Annotated in this window: 20 protein-coding genes; 9 read left to right on the top strand and 11 right to left on the bottom strand. The window is 63.3% G+C overall.

Features of this window, described 5'->3' with window-relative positions:
* The first annotated feature begins 2 nt into the window (after nucleotides 1-2).
* Nucleotides 3-1,010 carry a family 16 glycosylhydrolase gene (locus ACQKI2_RS04220; RefSeq protein ID WP_427378461.1) on the top strand — a complete coding sequence of 336 codons (1,008 nt, stop codon included), beginning with the start codon at nucleotides 3-5 and terminating at the stop codon, nucleotides 1,008-1,010.
* Here ACQKI2_RS04220 and ACQKI2_RS04215 read toward each other — a convergent pair.
* Entirely contained in the window at nucleotides 1,000-1,329 is a 330-nt protein-coding gene (locus tag ACQKI2_RS04215; RefSeq protein WP_427378460.1) for a DUF1476 domain-containing protein, read from the bottom strand. The two genes, ACQKI2_RS04220 and ACQKI2_RS04215, sit on opposite strands and share 11 nt — an antisense overlap.
* A gap of 182 nt (nucleotides 1,330-1,511) precedes the next feature.
* Between ACQKI2_RS04215 and purC the strand changes: the two genes are divergently transcribed.
* The 5 genes from purC to ACQKI2_RS04190 all read left to right on the top strand — a co-directional run bounded on the left by purC (nucleotide 1,512) and on the right by ACQKI2_RS04190 (nucleotide 4,617).
* Complete coding sequence (gene purC / locus ACQKI2_RS04210; protein ID WP_035598583.1) at nucleotides 1,512-2,291, top strand: phosphoribosylaminoimidazolesuccinocarboxamide synthase; 780 nt, start codon at nucleotides 1,512-1,514, stop codon at nucleotides 2,289-2,291.
* Complete coding sequence (purS, locus tag ACQKI2_RS04205; protein WP_035598585.1) at nucleotides 2,291-2,533, top strand: phosphoribosylformylglycinamidine synthase subunit PurS; 243 nt, start codon at nucleotides 2,291-2,293, stop codon at nucleotides 2,531-2,533. The genes purC and purS overlap by 1 nt, the downstream gene beginning before the upstream one ends.
* Before the next feature lie 149 nt (nucleotides 2,534-2,682).
* Complete coding sequence (locus ACQKI2_RS04200) at nucleotides 2,683-3,372, top strand: TetR/AcrR family transcriptional regulator (protein ID WP_427378459.1); 690 nt, start codon at nucleotides 2,683-2,685, stop codon at nucleotides 3,370-3,372.
* Between the two features lie 24 nt (nucleotides 3,373-3,396).
* Nucleotides 3,397-4,203 (top strand): lysophospholipid acyltransferase family protein, encoded by an 807-nt coding sequence (locus ACQKI2_RS04195; protein ID WP_035598587.1) that lies wholly within the window; start codon nucleotides 3,397-3,399, stop codon nucleotides 4,201-4,203.
* A gap of 99 nt (nucleotides 4,204-4,302) precedes the next feature.
* Complete coding sequence (locus ACQKI2_RS04190; protein WP_427378458.1) at nucleotides 4,303-4,617, top strand: DMT family transporter; 315 nt, start codon at nucleotides 4,303-4,305, stop codon at nucleotides 4,615-4,617.
* 15 nt (nucleotides 4,618-4,632) lie between these two features.
* On the opposite strand, the gene ACQKI2_RS04185 is transcribed toward ACQKI2_RS04190, so the two are convergent.
* The 10 genes from ACQKI2_RS04185 to ACQKI2_RS04140 all read right to left on the bottom strand — a co-directional run bounded on the left by ACQKI2_RS04185 (nucleotide 4,633) and on the right by ACQKI2_RS04140 (nucleotide 13,972).
* Nucleotides 4,633-5,127: a DNA-deoxyinosine glycosylase gene (locus ACQKI2_RS04185; protein ID WP_427378457.1), complete on the bottom strand. Its 495-nt coding sequence runs from the start codon at nucleotides 5,125-5,127 to the stop codon at nucleotides 4,633-4,635.
* 16 nt (nucleotides 5,128-5,143) lie between these two features.
* On the bottom strand, nucleotides 5,144-5,503 hold the full coding sequence (locus tag ACQKI2_RS04180; RefSeq protein WP_427378456.1) for a HesB/IscA family protein: 360 nt from the start codon (nucleotides 5,501-5,503) through the stop codon (nucleotides 5,144-5,146).
* A gap of 35 nt (nucleotides 5,504-5,538) precedes the next feature.
* A complete protein-coding gene (locus ACQKI2_RS04175; RefSeq protein WP_114105104.1) occupies nucleotides 5,539-5,922 on the bottom strand; it encodes an SUF system Fe-S cluster assembly protein in 384 nt (127 codons plus the stop codon).
* Nucleotides 5,923-5,930: 8 nt separating this feature from the next.
* On the bottom strand, nucleotides 5,931-7,154 hold the full coding sequence (locus tag ACQKI2_RS04170; protein WP_427378455.1) for a cysteine desulfurase: 1,224 nt from the start codon (nucleotides 7,152-7,154) through the stop codon (nucleotides 5,931-5,933).
* Between the two features lie 174 nt (nucleotides 7,155-7,328).
* Complete coding sequence (locus ACQKI2_RS04165; RefSeq protein ID WP_427378454.1) at nucleotides 7,329-8,552, bottom strand: SufD family Fe-S cluster assembly protein; 1,224 nt, start codon at nucleotides 8,550-8,552, stop codon at nucleotides 7,329-7,331.
* Nucleotides 8,549-9,310 carry a Fe-S cluster assembly ATPase SufC gene (sufC, locus tag ACQKI2_RS04160; protein ID WP_427378453.1) on the bottom strand — a complete coding sequence of 254 codons (762 nt, stop codon included), beginning with the start codon at nucleotides 9,308-9,310 and terminating at the stop codon, nucleotides 8,549-8,551. Before sufC ends, ACQKI2_RS04165 begins: the two co-directional genes overlap by 4 nt.
* A 233-nt stretch (nucleotides 9,311-9,543) precedes the next feature.
* Nucleotides 9,544-10,257 (bottom strand): hypothetical protein, encoded by a 714-nt coding sequence (locus tag ACQKI2_RS04155; protein ID WP_427378452.1) that lies wholly within the window; start codon nucleotides 10,255-10,257, stop codon nucleotides 9,544-9,546.
* A 65-nt stretch (nucleotides 10,258-10,322) separates the two neighbouring features.
* Nucleotides 10,323-11,039 carry a hypothetical protein gene (locus ACQKI2_RS04150; RefSeq protein WP_427378451.1) on the bottom strand — a complete coding sequence of 239 codons (717 nt, stop codon included), beginning with the start codon at nucleotides 11,037-11,039 and terminating at the stop codon, nucleotides 10,323-10,325.
* A gap of 52 nt (nucleotides 11,040-11,091) precedes the next feature.
* Nucleotides 11,092-12,654: a Fe-S cluster assembly protein SufB gene (gene sufB, locus ACQKI2_RS04145; protein WP_427378450.1), complete on the bottom strand. Its 1,563-nt coding sequence runs from the start codon at nucleotides 12,652-12,654 to the stop codon at nucleotides 11,092-11,094.
* Nucleotides 12,655-12,823: 169 nt separating this feature from the next.
* Nucleotides 12,824-13,972, bottom strand: coding sequence for a cysteine desulfurase family protein (locus ACQKI2_RS04140; RefSeq protein WP_427378449.1), 1,149 nt, complete (start codon nucleotides 13,970-13,972; stop codon nucleotides 12,824-12,826).
* A 114-nt stretch (nucleotides 13,973-14,086) separates the two neighbouring features.
* Between ACQKI2_RS04140 and ACQKI2_RS04135 the strand changes: the two genes are divergently transcribed.
* From ACQKI2_RS04135 to ACQKI2_RS04125, 3 genes are all read left to right on the top strand, one after another.
* Nucleotides 14,087-14,806, top strand: a complete 720-nt coding sequence (locus tag ACQKI2_RS04135; protein WP_427378448.1) for an alpha/beta hydrolase — start codon at nucleotides 14,087-14,089, stop codon at nucleotides 14,804-14,806.
* Between the two features lie 63 nt (nucleotides 14,807-14,869).
* On the top strand, nucleotides 14,870-15,352 hold the full coding sequence (locus ACQKI2_RS04130; protein WP_427378447.1) for an N-acetyltransferase family protein: 483 nt from the start codon (nucleotides 14,870-14,872) through the stop codon (nucleotides 15,350-15,352).
* 70 nt (nucleotides 15,353-15,422) lie between these two features.
* Nucleotides 15,423-16,835 carry an FAD-binding oxidoreductase gene (locus ACQKI2_RS04125; RefSeq protein WP_427378446.1) on the top strand — a complete coding sequence of 471 codons (1,413 nt, stop codon included), beginning with the start codon at nucleotides 15,423-15,425 and terminating at the stop codon, nucleotides 16,833-16,835.
* The last annotated feature ends 66 nt before the right edge of the window (nucleotides 16,836-16,901 follow it).

Here is a 16,901-nt window from a genome sequence, read left to right as displayed (position 1 = left end):
TCATGGCCCACATCGGCAACGCTCAGTCCGCAATCTGGACCCGGTTTTCCAGAAGCATTGATCTGGTCGTGGTGGCGTGCATGGCGATTGTTGCGGCCACCGGCGCGATTGCGCTGTCGCCCCCGGCGCCCGTCACAGAACAGACTGTAATGGTTGCAGAAATTTCTGCGCTCCCTGCCCCGAAAGCCGCTTCCGTCCGCCAGCGCGCCGCGCAGCTTCAGCCTCAATTCTTCCCCTGGAAGGGTCCGGAAACCTATACGCCGGTGCTGCCTGAAGCGCCCAAATCCGTGATCCCGAACCGCCAGCAGGACGCTTTCCTGACGCGCATGCGCGGCCAGACACCGTTCCGCGCGTCCACTCATGACAACCACGCGACCCATTATGGCGGCAACTGGCGCGAGGATAACGTCACCGAGACTTCCAGCGGCACGCTGCTCTCGATCCACCGCGTAAAGGGCGAGAGCATGCCCTACACGATCGCCGAGCTGCAGAGCCCCGGAAAATACGGCTATGGCCGCTATGAAGTGATCATGCGCCCGGCCCGCGGCTCAGGCACCGTCTCGGCCTTCTTCACCTTCACCGGCCCATACTTTGGTGATCCCCATGACGAAGTGGACATCGAATTCCTCGGCCAGGACACGACCAAGGTTCACTTCAACTATTTCCGGAAGGGCAAACGCGGCGCCTTCGAGGGCTTTGACCTGCCCTTCGACGCGGCGGACGCAGATCGCCTCTATGCCTTCGAATGGACCCCGGACGGGATTACCTGGTTCATCGAGGGACAGCCGATCTACACCACCCCCACCGGAGACACTGGCCTTCCGGCCGCCCCCGGCAAGATCATGATGAGCGCCTGGGTGGGCAAGCCCTTCATCGAGGGCTGGACCGGAAAGCCGGCCTTCACCTCCGGAACCGGCGCCCACTATAGCTGCGTGTCATTTGTGCCGATGGGTGGCACGGGCCCCAGCTGCGGCGACAATTACACGCCGCCGGTGGTTCTTAGCCCTTGATATCGTTGATGATCTGCTCGCGCGCGACGGGCAGAAGACGGGCCATTTCCTCGCGGATTTGGACATCCGTGCGGACAATGCCAGCCTTTTCGAGGTCGCCGCGCACCTTGCGCACGACATCATCATCGCCGGCCTCTTCCAGATCCGCGATCACAACCGATTTGGCATAAGCCTCAGCATCCGCGTCCTTCAGGCCCAGCAGATCAGCGGTCCAGAGGCCCAGCAGCTTGTTGCGGCGGGCGTTGATCTTGAACTGCGTTTCCTGATCCAGGGCGTAACGGGCTTCCTCTGCGCGTTCACGATCATCGAATGTGCTCATGGAGGTGGCCCTTTCACATCTGCCGGTGTCTATCGGCGCTGATATAGGGTGGATGCTCAGGTGTTCGCAATAATTGTTTCTGTCGCGGGTTTGGCGTAACAGTCCGCGCTTCAGGGGAGCGGGGTGAATGATTCCCGTTGGCAACGCTATCCCCGCAGAACGCGCAGGAAAGGCCGGTTGAGATGAACAAGCGCCGCGTCATCTACGAAGGAAAAGCAAAAATCCTCTATGAGGGCCCCGAACCGGGCACGCTGATCCAGTATTTCAAGGACGACACAACTGCGTTCGACGCGACCAAGAAGGCCGTGCTGGATGGCAAGGGGGTTCTGAACAATCGCATCAGCGAGTTCGTGATGACCCATCTGACCAGCGTTGGCGTACCCAACCACTTCATCCGCCGCCTCAACATGCGTGAGCAGCTGGTGCGGAAGGTGGATATCATTCCGCTGGAAGTGGTCGTGCGCAACATCGCCGCAGGCTCGCTCTCCACGCGCCTGGGCATTCCGGAGGGCCAGTCCCTGCCCCGCCCGCTGGTCGAGTTCTACTTCAAGAACGACGCCCTGCATGATCCGATGGTTTCCGAGGAACACATCGCCGCCTTCGGCTGGGCCACCGCCCAGGAGTATGACGACATCATCGCCCTCGCCCTGCGCGTGAACGATTTCATGTCCGGCCTCTTCGCGGGCGCCGGCATCCGGCTTGTCGATTTCAAGATCGAATTCGGCCGCTGGTTCGAAAACGATCACGACATGCCGCGCATCCTGCTGGCCGACGAGATCAGCCCGGACAGCTGCCGCCTGTGGGACGCCAAGACCGGCGAGAAGATGGACAAGGACCGTTTCCGCCGGGACATGGGCGGCGTGACCGAGGCCTATGCCGAAGTCGCACGCCGTCTCGGCATCATCCGGGAATCAGGCGAAGAGACCGACAACGTCATCCACTTCACCGGGGGCAGCAAATAATGAAAGCGGTCGTACACGTATCCCTCAAATCCGGCGTGCTGGACCCTCAGGGCAAGGCCGTAGCCGATACCCTGGCCCGGATGGGCTATAAGGAAGTCGGCGGCGCGCGCGTTGGCAAGGTCATCGAGCTGGATCTGACGGGCCAGACGGACAAGTCGGCAGCCGAAGCCCGCGTCAAGGAAATGTGCGAGAAGCTGCTGGCGAACACCGTGATCGAAAGCTATCGCATCGAACTGGTCTGATCCTTGCCGGCAGAATGTTTCAGGGGGCCTTCCGGCCCCCTTTTTCGTTCCGGCATCCGCCTGAAATCATTTAGTAAGCGATTGATCACTTGCAATCTTTGCAGACCTGTGTAATACACGGGGCACGAAGATCAAAGGAGCTGCCGCCCATGGCCCGCAAAGCCACCCCCGCTGCCCCGTCGGGCAAACCGTCAAGGCGCGCCCCTGCCAAGGACGCGCGCACCAAAACAACTGCCAAACCGGTCGTCACGAAAACGGACGCTGCCGGCCGGCGCCCCCGCGTGCGCGATGCCCGGCCGAAAATTGAGCGCGCGGCGCTTGAACTGTTCGTGAATGTCGGCGTCGATGCTGCCACCACGCGGGAGATTGCCGAAAGCGCCCAGGTTTCGGAAGGCGCCCTCTACCGCCACTATAAAGGCAAGGACGAACTTGCCCTCGCCCTGTTCATGGAAACCCACAACCGCCTTTCGGTCATGCTGGCCGAAGCCCTGGGCGGGGCCGGCACTCTGGATGAAAAGGTGCATGCTGCCGTTGCAGCCTATTGCGCCCTGGCTGATGAAGATTTCCTGCTCTTCTCCTTCCACCTCGTCTCGCTGCACAAATACCTGCCCTATGACCGGCGGCGCGAAGATGATCCGGTATCCGTCACGGAACAGATCATTTCCGGCCTGATGGATGCCGGCGCGATTCCGAAGGGGGATCCTGCCCTGAAGGCCGCCATGGCGCTGGGCGTGGTGATGCAGGCGGGTCAGAACAAGATCTACAACCGCCTGCCCGGCCCGCTTTCCCGGCATGCGCCCGCCCTGGCACGCGCCGTTCTTGCCGTTCTGAAGTCCTGATCGTTCCCCCTACGGAGCATTTCCATGCGTGGCACTCTCTTCCAGCTGGCCTATTGGGTTCTCTCGATTGGCTATGTGCTTGTCTCGCTGCCCTTCCTTGCATGGCCTGGCCATGGCCCGGTGCGCGCCATCATCCGCAGCTATACGCGGGCCATGAATTTCGCTCTGCGCCACATCGCCGGCATCCGCAAGGAAGTCCGCGGCCGTGAGCGCCTGCCCGAAGGCGCCTTCGTGATCGGCGCCAAGCATCAGAGCTGGGGCGACGGCTTCCTGATCTATCCGGAAATCAAGGATCTGGCTTTCGTCACCGGCGATCATCTTGAACGCTTCCCGCTGGTCGGCGGCATCCTCAAGAAGCTCGGCGCCATCGTCATCGACACGTGCGGCGGCGGCGAGAAGAAAGCGTCTTCGCTGGCCAATGGCATGCACAAGGCCAAGGCCGATGGCCGCCGTGTGCTGATCTATCCGGAAGGCCACCTGGCCCCGGTTGGCTATCATTTCCGCTACAAATCCGGCGTCTGGCACATGGCTGAGGCGATGGGTGTGCCCGTCGTGCCGGTGGCCACCAATATCGGTGTGTTCTGGCAGCAGCAGGAAAGCCCGCGCCGCCAGGGCACTGCCGTCATCGAATTTCTCGAGCCGATCCCGCCCGGCCTGCCCCGGGACGAGTTCATCGCCCGGCTGACCGAAGCGGTTGAAACACGCACGGCCGAATTGGTGGCTGAAGCCACGGGCGAGCCCGCCGCCCGCGCCCGCCTCATTCCGGACCCGCCCAATGGCTTTGAAGCTGCCCCGACCCTGGAAGACCTTGCCGCCTACAAGAAGGCTTGAGCCTCGCTCCAGAATGACTATCTAGGCAACACAGGCAGGAGGACGGCCTCCCCCATATCGGGAACGCTTCGGGACGGCCCGTTTCTGCGGGAGCTTCCCATGCCTTGGGGCCTTCTTGTCGTCGCCGGTCTACTGGAAATCGTCTGGGCCGCCGCGATGAAACAATCGGCTGGTTTCACCCGGCCCATCCCCACCCTCATCATGATCGCGGCCATGCCGGCCAGCTTTGCGCTGCTGGCAATGGCGATGAAATCCCTGCCGCTGGGTACGGCGTATATGGTCTGGACCGGCATCGGCGCGGCGGGTGCGTTCATCTTCGGCGTCATCTGGCTCGGCGAAGCGGCCACCCCGATGCGCCTCCTCGCGGCCGCCATGATCGCGAGCGGCATCGTGCTGATGAAGCTGGCCAGCTGAGGCGCGGGGATATCCCTAAAGATTGCCCAGAAGGCCCGCTCGCCAGAGCGCCAACTTGTCCTCGAATTGGCGCGCGGCATGGGCGGGGCTGGTTGAAGGCAGTATCACGGTCTCTGCGCCCGGCGGCATATGGGCCGCCGCATATTTCCGGAAACTTGTGGCGGCCTTGCCGCCATTGAGGCCGATCCGGCGAATATGCGGATGGGCGGCAAAGAAAGCGCCAAAATCATTGGGCACCTCCTGGCGGATGTCTGCGTCGAGGCTGCCCTGCCGCAGGCATAGCTGCAATACGTCCCAGACCGCCACCTTCTGTTGGTAGAGGCGCTGGGCACGGACGGGATAGGCAAGCTGGGGGCCGGCGCCGAAAAGATGGCCCATGATCGGCCAGAAGGCGTTGCGGGCATGGGCATAATATTGCCCCGCTTCCAGTGAGGCGATGCCGGGCATACTGCCGAGAATCAGGAGTTCAGCGTCTGGCGCCGAAAGAGGGGGAAATCCGCGAACCTGCATCAGCCCGCCGGACGGATTACTCCGCCGCGGCCGGCACGATGGTCACGCTCTCGCCACAGCCGCAGGCATCGGTCTGGTTGGGATTGCGGAACACGAATTTCTCGTGAAGCAGCGTGGTTTCATAATCGACTTCGCTGCCCAGCAGGAACAGCACCGCCTTGGCATCAATCAGGATCGTGACACCATTATCCTCAACCACCTCGTCCAGCGGCTGAGGCGCCTCGGCATAGTCCATCACATATTCCATGCCCGCGCAGCCGCCATTCTTGACGCCGACACGCAGGAAACCCAGGCCGCGCTCGGCCATGATTTCCTTCACGCGCGCAGCAGCAGCAGCACTGAGGCGGACGGGTTGGGGGCGGGGTCTGCGGGCCATGGTCTATAGATAGGGACGCGCGCCCCCTCCTTCAATCAAAGCATATTGAGCGCGAGGCGGGCCTCATCCGACATTCGGGAAGGGTCCCAGGGCGGATCGAAAGTCAGGGAGACTTCGACAGCCTCGATTCCCTCAACGCTCTTTGCGGCGTTTTCGACCCATCCGGGCATCTCGCCCGCCACGGGGCAGCCGGGCGCGGTTAGTGTCATTTCGATGTCCACCTTGCGGTCGTCATCGATGTCCACCTTGTAGATCAGGCCCAGCTCATAGATGTCGACTGGGATTTCCGGGTCGAAAACAGTCTTGAACGCAGCGATCAGCTCATCGGTCAGCCGGTCGAGTTCCTCCTGCGGAATCGCAGAGACAGCCGCAGGATCGCGGACACCGAGCAGGTCTTGGGAGGTCATATCATCGGCCATATACGTATTTATACCAGCATTTTGCGCGCTTTGGCGAGCGCTTCACCCAGCGCGTCCACTTCAACCTCGGTATTATATAGGGCAAAGCTGGCCCGGGCCGTAGCCGGAACGCCTAAATGCTGCATTAAGGGCTGCGCACAATGGTGGCCGGCGCGGATCGCGACGCCATAGCGGTCGAGGATCTGGGCAAGGTCGTGCGGGTGGGCGCCCTCCAGGCTGAAGGCCAGCACAGCGCCCTTGCCGGGGGCCTCGCCATGGATGCGGATGCCGTTGACCTGGCGCAGAATACCCGCCGCGCGTTCATAGAGGGCGTGTTCATGGGCGGCGATCTCCGCCTTGTCGAACTGCGCGAGCCAGCGCAGGGCCGCGCCAAAACCGATGGCTTCCAGGATCGGCGGCGTGCCCGCCTCGAACTTGTGCGGCGCGGTATTGTAGGTGATCCGGTCCAGCTCGACGATCTCGATCATCTCGCCGCCGCCCTGATAGGGCCGGGCGCGGTCCAGCGCAGCGGACGTCCCATAAAGGGCGCCGATACCCGTCGGGCCATAAATCTTGTGGCCGGTGATGACATACCAGTCACACCCGATGGCCTGCACATCGACGGGCAGGTGAACCGCCGCCTGGCTGCCATCGATCAGGATTTCGGCGCCAGCGGCATGGGCAAGCTGCGTGATCGCGGCCACATCCGTCACCGTGCCGAGCACATTGCTCATCTGGGTGATAGCCACCATCTTCGTCTTCGGGCCAATGGCATCCGCCATCGCGTCCATATCAAGCGAGCCATCTTCCTTGAGGCCGACCCAGCGCAGCACCGCGCCATGACGCTCGCGCAGGAAATGCCAGGGCACGATATTGGAATGATGCTCCATGATGGAGAGCACGATTTCGTCGCCCGGCTGAATGCGCGCGGCAAGCGCGGAGGCAACAAGGTTGATGCCTTCGGTGGAGCCCTTGGTGAAGATCACGTTGTCTGTAGACGGCGCATTCAGGAAAGCGCGAACGGTTTCCCGCGCAGCCTCGAAGGCTTCGGTCGTCTCATTTGCCAGTGTGTGCAGGCCGCGGTGCACATTGGCATAGGCCGTGCGCATCTGGCCGGCGAGCGCATCAATCACGGCGTTCGGCTTCTGCGCGCTGGCCGCGTTATCCAGATAGACCAGCGGGTGGCCATTCACCTCACGCGAGAGGATCGGAAATTCAGCGCGGATGGCGGGGATGTCGAGCTTGCGGGACATTTTATTCTCCACACGCAGCGCCCAGAGCCCCCTCGCCCTCTCTGAGGGAGAGGGGGTTGGGGGTGAGGGTGGCGGCGACGCGGTAAAATGGCAGGGGCAGGGCTGGGGCTGCCCCCTCACCCCTGCCCCTCTCCCCCTGAGGAAGAGAGGGGTTCAAGGATGCATACTGATGTTTCATATCGCCAGCCATTGGCTTGCCTCTGCCCGCAACGCCTCTGCGTGATCGCCGGCATCTTCCAGCGCTTCGGCAATGAAAGCTTCAGTCAGCAGCGCGCGGGCCTTCTCCAGAGGAATGCCGCGCTGGCGCAGATAGAACAGTTGGTTCTGGTCCAGCGCGCCGGAGGTATTTCCGTGCGCACACTGAACATCATCCGCCAGGATTTCCAGTTCCGGCTTGGCGAACACTTCCGCGCCGTCTTCCAGCAGCAGTGCATTGTGCTGCATCGAGGCGTCGGTCTGCTGGCCGGCATTGCGAGGCACATGGAACTTGCCCTGGAACACGCCGCGCCCGCCATCCAGCACCGCGCCCTTGGTCACCTGCCTTGTCACGCAGGCACGCGCGCCATGGCGCACATGGCTGGTGAGATCGATGTGATAGCCGTCGCCCGCCAGATAGGCCGCGTTCAGCGTGGCGTGAGAGCCCGTTTCCTGGTGCACAAGGCGGGTTTCAATCCGCGCCACCTTGGCGCCAAAGGCGAGCACAGTCTGTTTCGTTTCAGCGTCCGCATCCTGATGGATCATCGCTGTAATCGCCTGCGCTTCGCCCTTCCCGCCGCGTTGATAGACAACGCGGGAGAGCTTTGCGCCTTCCTGCAGGGTGTATTCGACCAGCGCCGTGGAGAAGGCCGCGCCGCCCAGATGGCTTTCGGAAACCTCAAGCCGCGCGCCGGGGCGCAACAGAAACACCACACGCGCCGCATTGATGGCGCCGGGGCCGGAGAACACCATGTGCAGCCGCACCGGCGCCTCGTCCGTGACTTCGGCAAGCAGGGTTGCCGGCGCGTTCTTCGCTCCGGAGAGTGCAGCGGCCAGCGCGCCGAGGGGCGCGTCTTCGGCGCCGCTCATCGCCTGAGCCTCATCCTTCGCCAGAAGGCGCAGGCCGGGTGGCAGAGTGGCGGGCGCGGTATAGCCCTGCGGGGTAAATTTCAGCGTGGCCACACCGTCCGCAGCGAGAGGATCTGCTGCGGGGGGTGTGGCGGGTGCGTCCAGCGCGCCGACACCGGCCTTGAAGTCGCTCCAGCGCCAGTCTTCGATACGGCGATGCGGCAGGCCGGTCTGCGCGAAGGCTTCAAACAGGCGTTCGCGGCGCGGGTCTGCCTTCAGGGCGCCATAGCGCGCGACCAGTTCGAGTTCCGCAACCGTCGGATTACGGATCATATCTTTCAGGGCGGCGCTCACACGGCCTCCGCCAGCACGCCGTCATAGCCTTCTTCTTCAAGGCGCAGGGCGAGTTCCGGGCCGCCGGTCTTGATGATGCGGCCTTTGGCGAGAACGTGCACCTTGTCCGGTTTGATATGGTCGAGCAGGCGCTGATAGTGGGTGATGACCAGCATGCCGCGCTCCGGCGCGCGCAGGGCGTTGACGCCCTCGGCCACGGTGCGCAGGGCGTCGATATCGAGGCCGGAATCGGTCTCGTCCAGCACCATGAAGCGCGGCTCCAGCATCAGCATCTGATAGATTTCCAGACGCTTCTTCTCGCCGCCGGAGAAGCCGACATTCACCGGACGCTTCAGCATATCCGCGTCAAGGTTCAGCATCTTGGCCACGTCACGGGACTTCTTGAGATAATCGGGCGCCGAGATTTCCGCCTCGCCGCGCGCCTTGCGCTGGGCGTTCATCGCGGTGCGCACGAAGGTCATCACCGGCACGCCGGGGATCTCCACCGGATACTGGAAGGAGAGAAAAAGACCGGCTGCCGCGCGCGCTTCCGGCTCCATGGCCAGGATGTCCTGCCCGTCCAGCGTGGCGGCTCCGCCGGTAACTTCATAGCCGTCCCGGCCGGTCAGCACATAGGACAGGGTAGACTTGCCCGCCCCGTTCGGCCCCATGATGGCATGAACTTCGCCCGCAGGCACTTCCAGCGACAGACCATTGATGATGGTCTTGGCCGCTTCGCCTTCGCCAACTGTGGCGCTCAGATTCTGGATCTTCAACATGGCGGGGATTTAGGGCGCCCTGCGATGATTTGAAAGCGCAAAGCGCGGAAAAGCCGCTGCCGCTGCCCTAACCGATGACAGCAGCCAGGAGCGGGGCGGCGAAAATGGCCAGCGCCAGCAGCACATAGCCGCCAATTTCTTTGAGAAGTCCTGACATGGATGATGTTCCCTTAAGGGACCCCACCGGCCCCCAACGGGCTTCCATCAGCAAGAATTGTGCCCGATTGGCGCGCTCAGCGGGCCGCGCAGAAGCGGCCAGGCTCCAGGCCCGGCGCAAGCCGGAGGATGTCGCAACGCCCCCCGCGCCGGGGCGGCTGGCTGCCTTCGGCCCGGACCAAAGCGAGTTCCTGAAGCGCGGCGCCGGTCACGCGGTAGTAGGCGGTTTCCCAGTCTGACGCGCCCGTGCGGCTGGCCGCAGCGATCATGCCGCCGGCTGTCCAGGCGATCTCGGCGCCGGCCACCTGCCCGGCATGGGCGAAATCGCCGTTCTCCTGCTGTATCCACAGGGCATAGCTGACGTTTACCGCGTTTGTGGACCGGGGGATAATGAGGTCCGCGCGGCGATCGCCGTTCACGTCCAGCACCTGCGGATAGACGTAAAGCCCGTGGATGACTTCGGAAAAATCGGCGATGGGGCGGCCCTGGTGATCCATGACCGAAATGCTCAGAAAGCCCGAAGGACCGATCATTTCCCAATCCAGAGGGTCGGTTTTAAGGATCAGGTGAAGGCCTTTCGCCCCGCTGAGGCGGCAATCGGGGAGCCGCTCTGCGCGGCCGCCGGTCAGGGTTTCCGCTGCGGCACAATCCGGCAGCAGCGACACAGCCGCCAGCCGGGCGCGGCGCTCGGCCGTTTCTTCGGGCGAAATGTCCGGATTTGTGGCGCAGGCAGCCGTCAGCATCAGGGCGGTGAGGCCCAGACCAGCAGCGATTTTAACCAGGTTTGTCATGCCAGAGTCCCTGCGAGCCGGCGGTTTCCTGCCGCCCGCCCAGCAAGTTCCGTGCCTGCCCGGCTTTAGTCGGAGGGCGCTTCAGCAGCTGGCTGGCAGAAGGGTGCGATATCCACCCCGTCCGCCGAGCGGATGACTTCGCATGCGGGCTGATCGGAAGCAGGCTCGCCCTCCTCAAATTCAGCGCGGGTGACGACAACGGCAATCTCCTTCAGCGCGCCATTCTCGACCGAGTAATAGCCGGTTTCCCATTCGGCCGCAGAGGAGCGCCCGGAAGCGGCGATCAGGCCGTCGCTGCCCAGCGTAATGTCAAAGCCCCCAAGCTCGCCTGCCCGGCTGAACAGGCCATCGGCGCTCTGAACCCAGAGGGCATAGCTGGTGTTCACCATGCCGGAGAATTGCGGCAGCATCAGATCCGCTGCGCCGTCGCCGGTCAGGTCTTCCAGATAGGGGTAGTTGTAAAAGCCCGTTGCGGGTTCCTCGATCACCTGAAGGGAGGCTCCATCGGCACCGGTGATTTCGGCGCGCAGGAGGCCCTCGCCGTCGGTCATGTCTGTGGAACTGATGACGGCATTCCTGCCCTCGCCCAGTTCCAGCCGGCAACCGGTAAGCATCGGCAGCTGGCCGCCGCTGGCGGTTTCAGCTTCCGCGCAGGTTGGCAGGCTGGCGGGCGCAGCGGCAACCTCTTCGGCAGCGGCAGGCGCTTCAGCCGGCGTCTCGGTTTTCGGCGTGCAGGCGATCAGCGCGGCGAGCGGCAAAGCCGCGAGCAGTTGCAATTTCATGGGTCTCTCCTCCGGCACTGATCCTATCGCGCGCCGGGGGGAAAAACGCAATCTAGCCGACGCTGCCCTCAAGGCTGACTTCCAGAAGTTTCTGCGCCTCGACGGCAAACTCCATTGGCAGTTCCTGCAGCACTTCGCGGACGAAGCCGTTGACGAGCAGGGCAACGGCCTGCTCCTCGCCAATGCCGCGCTGGCGGACATAGAAAAGCTGGTCTTCGGAAAGCTTGGTCGTCGTCGCCTCATGCTCGAGCTGCGCGTCGGCGCGGCGGTTTTCGATATAGGGCACGGTATGGGCCCCGCACCGGTCACCGATCAGCAGGCTGTCGCACTGGGTGAAATTGCGCGCACCTTCAGCCTTCTTGTGGATGGAAACAAGGCCGCGATAGGTGTTGTCAGACTTGCCGGCAGAGATGCCCTTGGAGATGATCCGGCTTTTCGTGCGCTTGCCCAGATGGATCATCTTGGTGCCAGTGTCGGCCTGCTGGCGGCCATTGGTAACGGCAATGGAATAGAACTCGCCCACGGAGTCGTCGCCCCGCAGCACGCAGGAAGGATATTTCCAGGTGACGGCAGAGCCTGTTTCCACCTGCGTCCAGGAAATCTTGGAGCGCGCGCCGCGGCAATCGCCGCGCTTGGTGACGAAGTTGTAGATGCCGCCCTTGCCGTCCTCATCGCCCGGCCACCAGTTCTGGACGGTGGAGTATTTGATTTCGGCGTCATCAAGCGCGACGAGTTCGACCACGGCGGCGTGGAGCTGGTTCTCGTCCCGCATCGGCGCGGTGCAGCCTTCCAGATAGGAAACGTACGCCGCCTCATCCGCAATAATCAGTGTACGCTCGAACTGCCCGGTATTCTCCGCATTCATGCGGAAATAGGTGGAGAGCTCCATCGGGCAGCGCACGCCCTTGGGAATGTAAACGAACGACCCATCGGAGAAGACGGCCGAATTGAGCGTCGCATAGAAATTGTCGGAGGCCGGCACGACAGAGCCGAGATATTTCTTCACCAGTTCCGGATGTTCCTGCACGGCTTCGGAGATCGACATGAAGATCACGCCGGCTTTCTTCAGCTCCTCGCGGAAAGTAGTGGCCACAGACACGGAATCGAACACCGCATCGACGGCAACCTTGGGCCGCTCGCGCGCCGTCGCGGCCGTTTCCGCTGCGCCTTCGACGCCGAGCAGCACTTCGGCCTCGCGCAGAGGGATGCCGAGCTTCTCATAGGTCTCGAGAATCTCTTTGGGAACTTCGTCCAGCGACTTGTATTTCGCGCCGGCCTTGGGCGCCGCGTAGTAATAATAGGCCTGGAAGTCGATCTTGGGATAATGGACGCGGGCCCAAGCGGGCTCTTCCATCGTCAGCCAGCGGCGATAGGCCTCCAGGCGCCATTCCAGCAGCCATTCGGGCTCGCCCTTCTTGGCGGAGATGAAGCGGACGGTATCCTCGGAAAGACCCTTCGGGGCCATGTCCATTTCAATGTCCGTCACGAAACCGGCAGAATAATTCTCCGACTCCAGACGCTTTGCCGCCTCGACCGTCTTCGCATCAATGCCTTCCTTCACCTTCACCTCGGCGCCCTCGTCATCATGCTCTTCAATTCCGCCGCAGCATTCCATCAGAGTCCACTTTTCCCACGCTTTACATGAAGATATCGCAAAATGCCGACGCCGATCCCGGCCAGACAACCACCTAGCACCCAGGCAAGGTTGGGCCCGCCGATGAGCGCCACGCCCCCGCCAATAATGCAGAAGAGAAGGCATTCACTGAAAAGTTGGTTCCACTTTATCAAGTGACGGTGTCCTTCAACACAGTTCGTTTGGCCGCTTCGAGCCACGCATTCGAGACGCGGTCGAAATCTTCCGGTTGGCTGTTCCAGCCAAAGCTGGTGCGGATGGCCGATTCCGCAAGGGCGTCATCTGCGCCCATCGCCATAAGCACAAGCGATCTTTTCACCTTGCCCGACGAGCAGGCAGAGCCTGCCGAAACACAAACTCCTGCCAGATCAAGGGCCATGACCTGGGTTTCAGCCCGAAAGCCAGCGCGGGCGAAGCAGGAAACGCCGGCGAGGCGCGGGCTGCCTTCGCCGATCACGGTGACACCGCCTTCGGCCTTCAGGCGCGCTTCCATCGCGTCACGATGGAGCCCAAGCGCCGCATAGCGCGGCAAATCCTGGACACTTTTGGACACAGCCGCCCCAAAACCGGCAATCCCGGCGACATTCTCGGTGCCTGAGCGCAGGCCGCGCTCCTGCCCGCCGCCATACTGAACGGCTTTCAGCGGCGCGCCCGCCCGGTGCCAAAGTGCGCCCACCCCCTGCGGCCCGCCAATCTTGTGGGCCGAAAGGGCAAGGTAATCCACGCCCAGCAGGGCCACATTGACGGGCACCTTACCCAGCGCCTGGACCGCATCACACACTGTCAGCCCGCCCGCTGCACGCATCAGGGCAGCGGCCTCCTGAACGGGTTGGAGGATACCGGTTTCGTTATTGGCCAGCATCAGGACGAGGATAGGCGTGCCCTTCAGGCCCTTGTCCCAGGCGGAGAGGCGCGTGCGCAGGTCTTCCAGGTCCACCTGGCCTGACGGGAGAACATAGGCCGTCTCCACCGGCACGCCGGCATGAGCGGCGGCCTTGGTCGCGGCGTCATGCTCGATGGCCGAGACGATCAGGGTGGCGGCCCCGTCCAGCGCGGCAACCGCGCCCTGGATGGCGAGCGCGAGGGATTCGGTGCCCCCGCTGGTAAACACGATGTCTTCAGCCCGGCTGCCGATGGCAGCGCCGGCCACGGCGCGGGCCTTCTCCACCACGGCGCGCGCTGCCCGCCCGGCCTTGTGGACGGAGGAGGGGTTTGTGGCGCCCAGATCAAGCACAGCCAGCATGGCTGCGCGGGCCTCTGGCCGCAGGGGGGCGGTGGCGTTGTAATCGGCGTAGATCATGGTTCCTTTTATATAGTCTTTTCCGGGTAATCCCGCACCCTGCAGAAAAATTTGCATTTTGGCAGCGACTTGGCCTATCTACGCGCCCTTCTGTGGAAATAAGCCGAGGTTGCGATGGCCGAGATCATCATTCCGGGGCCCCAGGGCCGAATTGAAGCGCGCTATACCGAGCCGCCATATCCGGGCGCGCCCATCGCCCTGATCCTGCACCCCCACCCGAAAGCGGGCGGAACGATGCAGGACCCGATCACGATCATGCTCTACCAGCTGTTCGAGAAGCATGGCTTCGGCGTGCTGCGCTACAATTCCCGCGGCGTCGGCCGCAGCCAGGGCGCCTATGACCAGGGCATCGGGGAGCTGGAAGACGCCGCCTATGTGCTCGACTATCTGGAGAACCTGTCAGAATCGCCGCGCTTTGTCTGGTGCGCAGGCTATTCCTTCGGCGCGTGGATCACGCTGCAGCTGCTGATGCGCCGCCCGGAGATTGACGGCTTCCTCGCCATCTCGCCGCCGGCCAACCATTACGACCTCTCTTTCCTCGCGCCTTGCCCGGCCTCCGGCCTGATCGTGGCGGGTGACAAGGATTCCATTGCGTCTCCCGAAGACGTGGAACGCGCGCTGACGAAAGTGCGTGTACAGAAGGGCCAGAAGGTGGACCGCGCCAAGGTGTCCGGCGCCAACCACTTCTATCAAGACCGCCGTGACGAGCTGATCGCCGTTTGCGAGGAATACCTGCTGCGCCGCCTGGCCGAAGCCGAACAGGAACTGCGCAACGAAGCCGAAGAAGACCCCGGCGCGGATGTCGTCGTCGAAGACGAAGACTTCGAGGATTGATCCTGACCGCAAAGGCCCGCCCCCAAGGCGGGCCTTTTTGGATCTGACATGAGGTTTCAAAACATGCACCGCATCCGTTTTGCGCAGGCGGCTGATACGCCTGTGATCCTGGGGTTCATCCGCGCGCTGGCCGTGTATGAGAAGTTGGAGGCTGATTGTGTGGCTACGGAGGAAAGCCTGCGGGCGAGCCTGTTCGGGCCGCGCCCCTATGCCGAAGTGCTGCTGATCGAGGAAGACGGGAAGCCGCATGGCTTTGCCCTGTTCTTCCACAACTACTCCACTTTCCTGGCCAAGCCCGGTATCTATCTGGAAGACCTGTTCGTAAACCCCGCCGCGCGCGGCAAGGGCTATGGCAAGGCACTGCTGGCAAAGCTGGCGGAGATTGCCATGGCGCGCGGCTGCGGGCGGCTGGAATGGTCCGTGCTGGACTGGAACCAGCCATCGATCGACTTCTATCTCGCGCTCGGCGCGCGGCCGATGGATGAGTGGACGGTTTACCGGGTAGATGGCGCCGCGCTGGGCGCGCTGGCGGCGCAGGCGGGGTAAGCGGACATCCACGGCCGGATACGGAACCCTCCGAGATGACAGGGGCGCGCGAGACGCGCTAGAATGAGCCATGACCCAGACCTTGCCACCTGTATTTCTCACCGCTGTCAAAGACCTGCTCGGCCCCAGGGGCTGGACGCAGGAGCCAGAAAAGCTCGATGCTGCCGCAACGCCCTGGCGGGGCACCTATCAGGGCGAAACGCCGCTGATCGTGCGGCCTGCCTCCACCGCCGAGGCCGCCGCGCTGGTGAAGCTCTGCGCGCAGCATGGCGTGGCGATGACGCCCCAGGGGGGCAATACCGGCCTGATCGATGGCGGCACGCCGCATGGCGAAGTCTGTGTGTCGATGACGCGGATGACCGCCCTGCGCGAGACCGACCCGTTCAACAATTCCCTGACCATCGAGGCCGGCGCAACGCTGGTTTCCGCGCAGGCAGCGGCCGATGCGGCGGGCCGGCTGTTTCCGCTCTCGCTCGGTTCGGAGGGCACTGCGACGATTGGCGGCCTCATCTCCACCAATGCCGGGGGCGTGGCGGTGCTGCGCTATGGCATGATGCGCGACCTGATCCTGGGGCTGGAAGTGGTGCTGCCCTCCGGCGAGGTGTGGGACGGGCTTTCCGGCCTGCGCAAGAACAATACCGGCTATGATCTCAAACATCTTTTCGCGGGCGCCGAAGGCACGCTGGGGCTGATCACGGCGGCAACGCTGAAGCTTTTCCCAAAGGTGCAACGGGCAAGCGCCTGGGTGATCTGTGCGTCTGCGGAAGATGTGGTGAAGCTGCTGGCCCTGGTGCGCGGGCGGGTGGGGGATTCGGTAACAAGTTTCGAGATCATCCCCGGCAATGCGGTGGATATGGTGGTCGCCGATATCCCCACCGCGCGGGATCCCATGCCCTCGAACGCGCCCTGGCGGGTGCTGATGGATATTTCGCAGACCGATGGGGCCTATGCCCGCAGCCTGCTGGAAAGCGCGCTGGAGGCGGCGATGGAAGACGGCCTGATCCAGGACGCCGTGATTGCGGAAAGCGAAACCCATGCGAAAAGCTTCTGGCATATCCGCGAGACAATCCCGCTGTCCAAGCGCGCCTACGGGGCCGCGCTGAACCAGGACATTTCCGTGCCGGTGAGCCGCATTCCGGTGTTCATCGAGGCATGCAACGCGGCCGTGCGCGATGTTCTGCCCACGGCAGATTTCGTCATCTTCGGGCATGTGGGCGACGGGAATTTGCACTATTCGGTGGTCGAGGCCCTGGACACGGCCAGCCCGCAGCTGAAAGCAAAGGAAGCGGCCATCACGCGGGTGATATATGATACGGTGATGGCCCATGGCGGCTCCATCTCGGCCGAGCATGGCGTGGGACGCCTGAAACGGGACGAGTTGGCCCGCCTGCGCCCGCCCGCGGCCACAGACGCCATGCGCGCGATCAAGCGGGCGCTGGACCCGCAAGGCATCATGAACCCTGGCCGCGTTGTGACTGTGTAAACCCCTGCCCCGCCCGGCGAATCGGCGGCATATTAACCCCTCGTTAACCACGGCCTCCGCAAAGCA

Source organism: Hyphomonas sp. NPDC076881 (assembly GCF_050269995.1).
Classification (GTDB): domain Bacteria; phylum Pseudomonadota; class Alphaproteobacteria; order Caulobacterales; family Hyphomonadaceae; genus Hyphomonas.
Note: the sequence above shows the minus strand (reverse complement) of the source record. Positions and strands in the feature narration are given on the sequence as shown.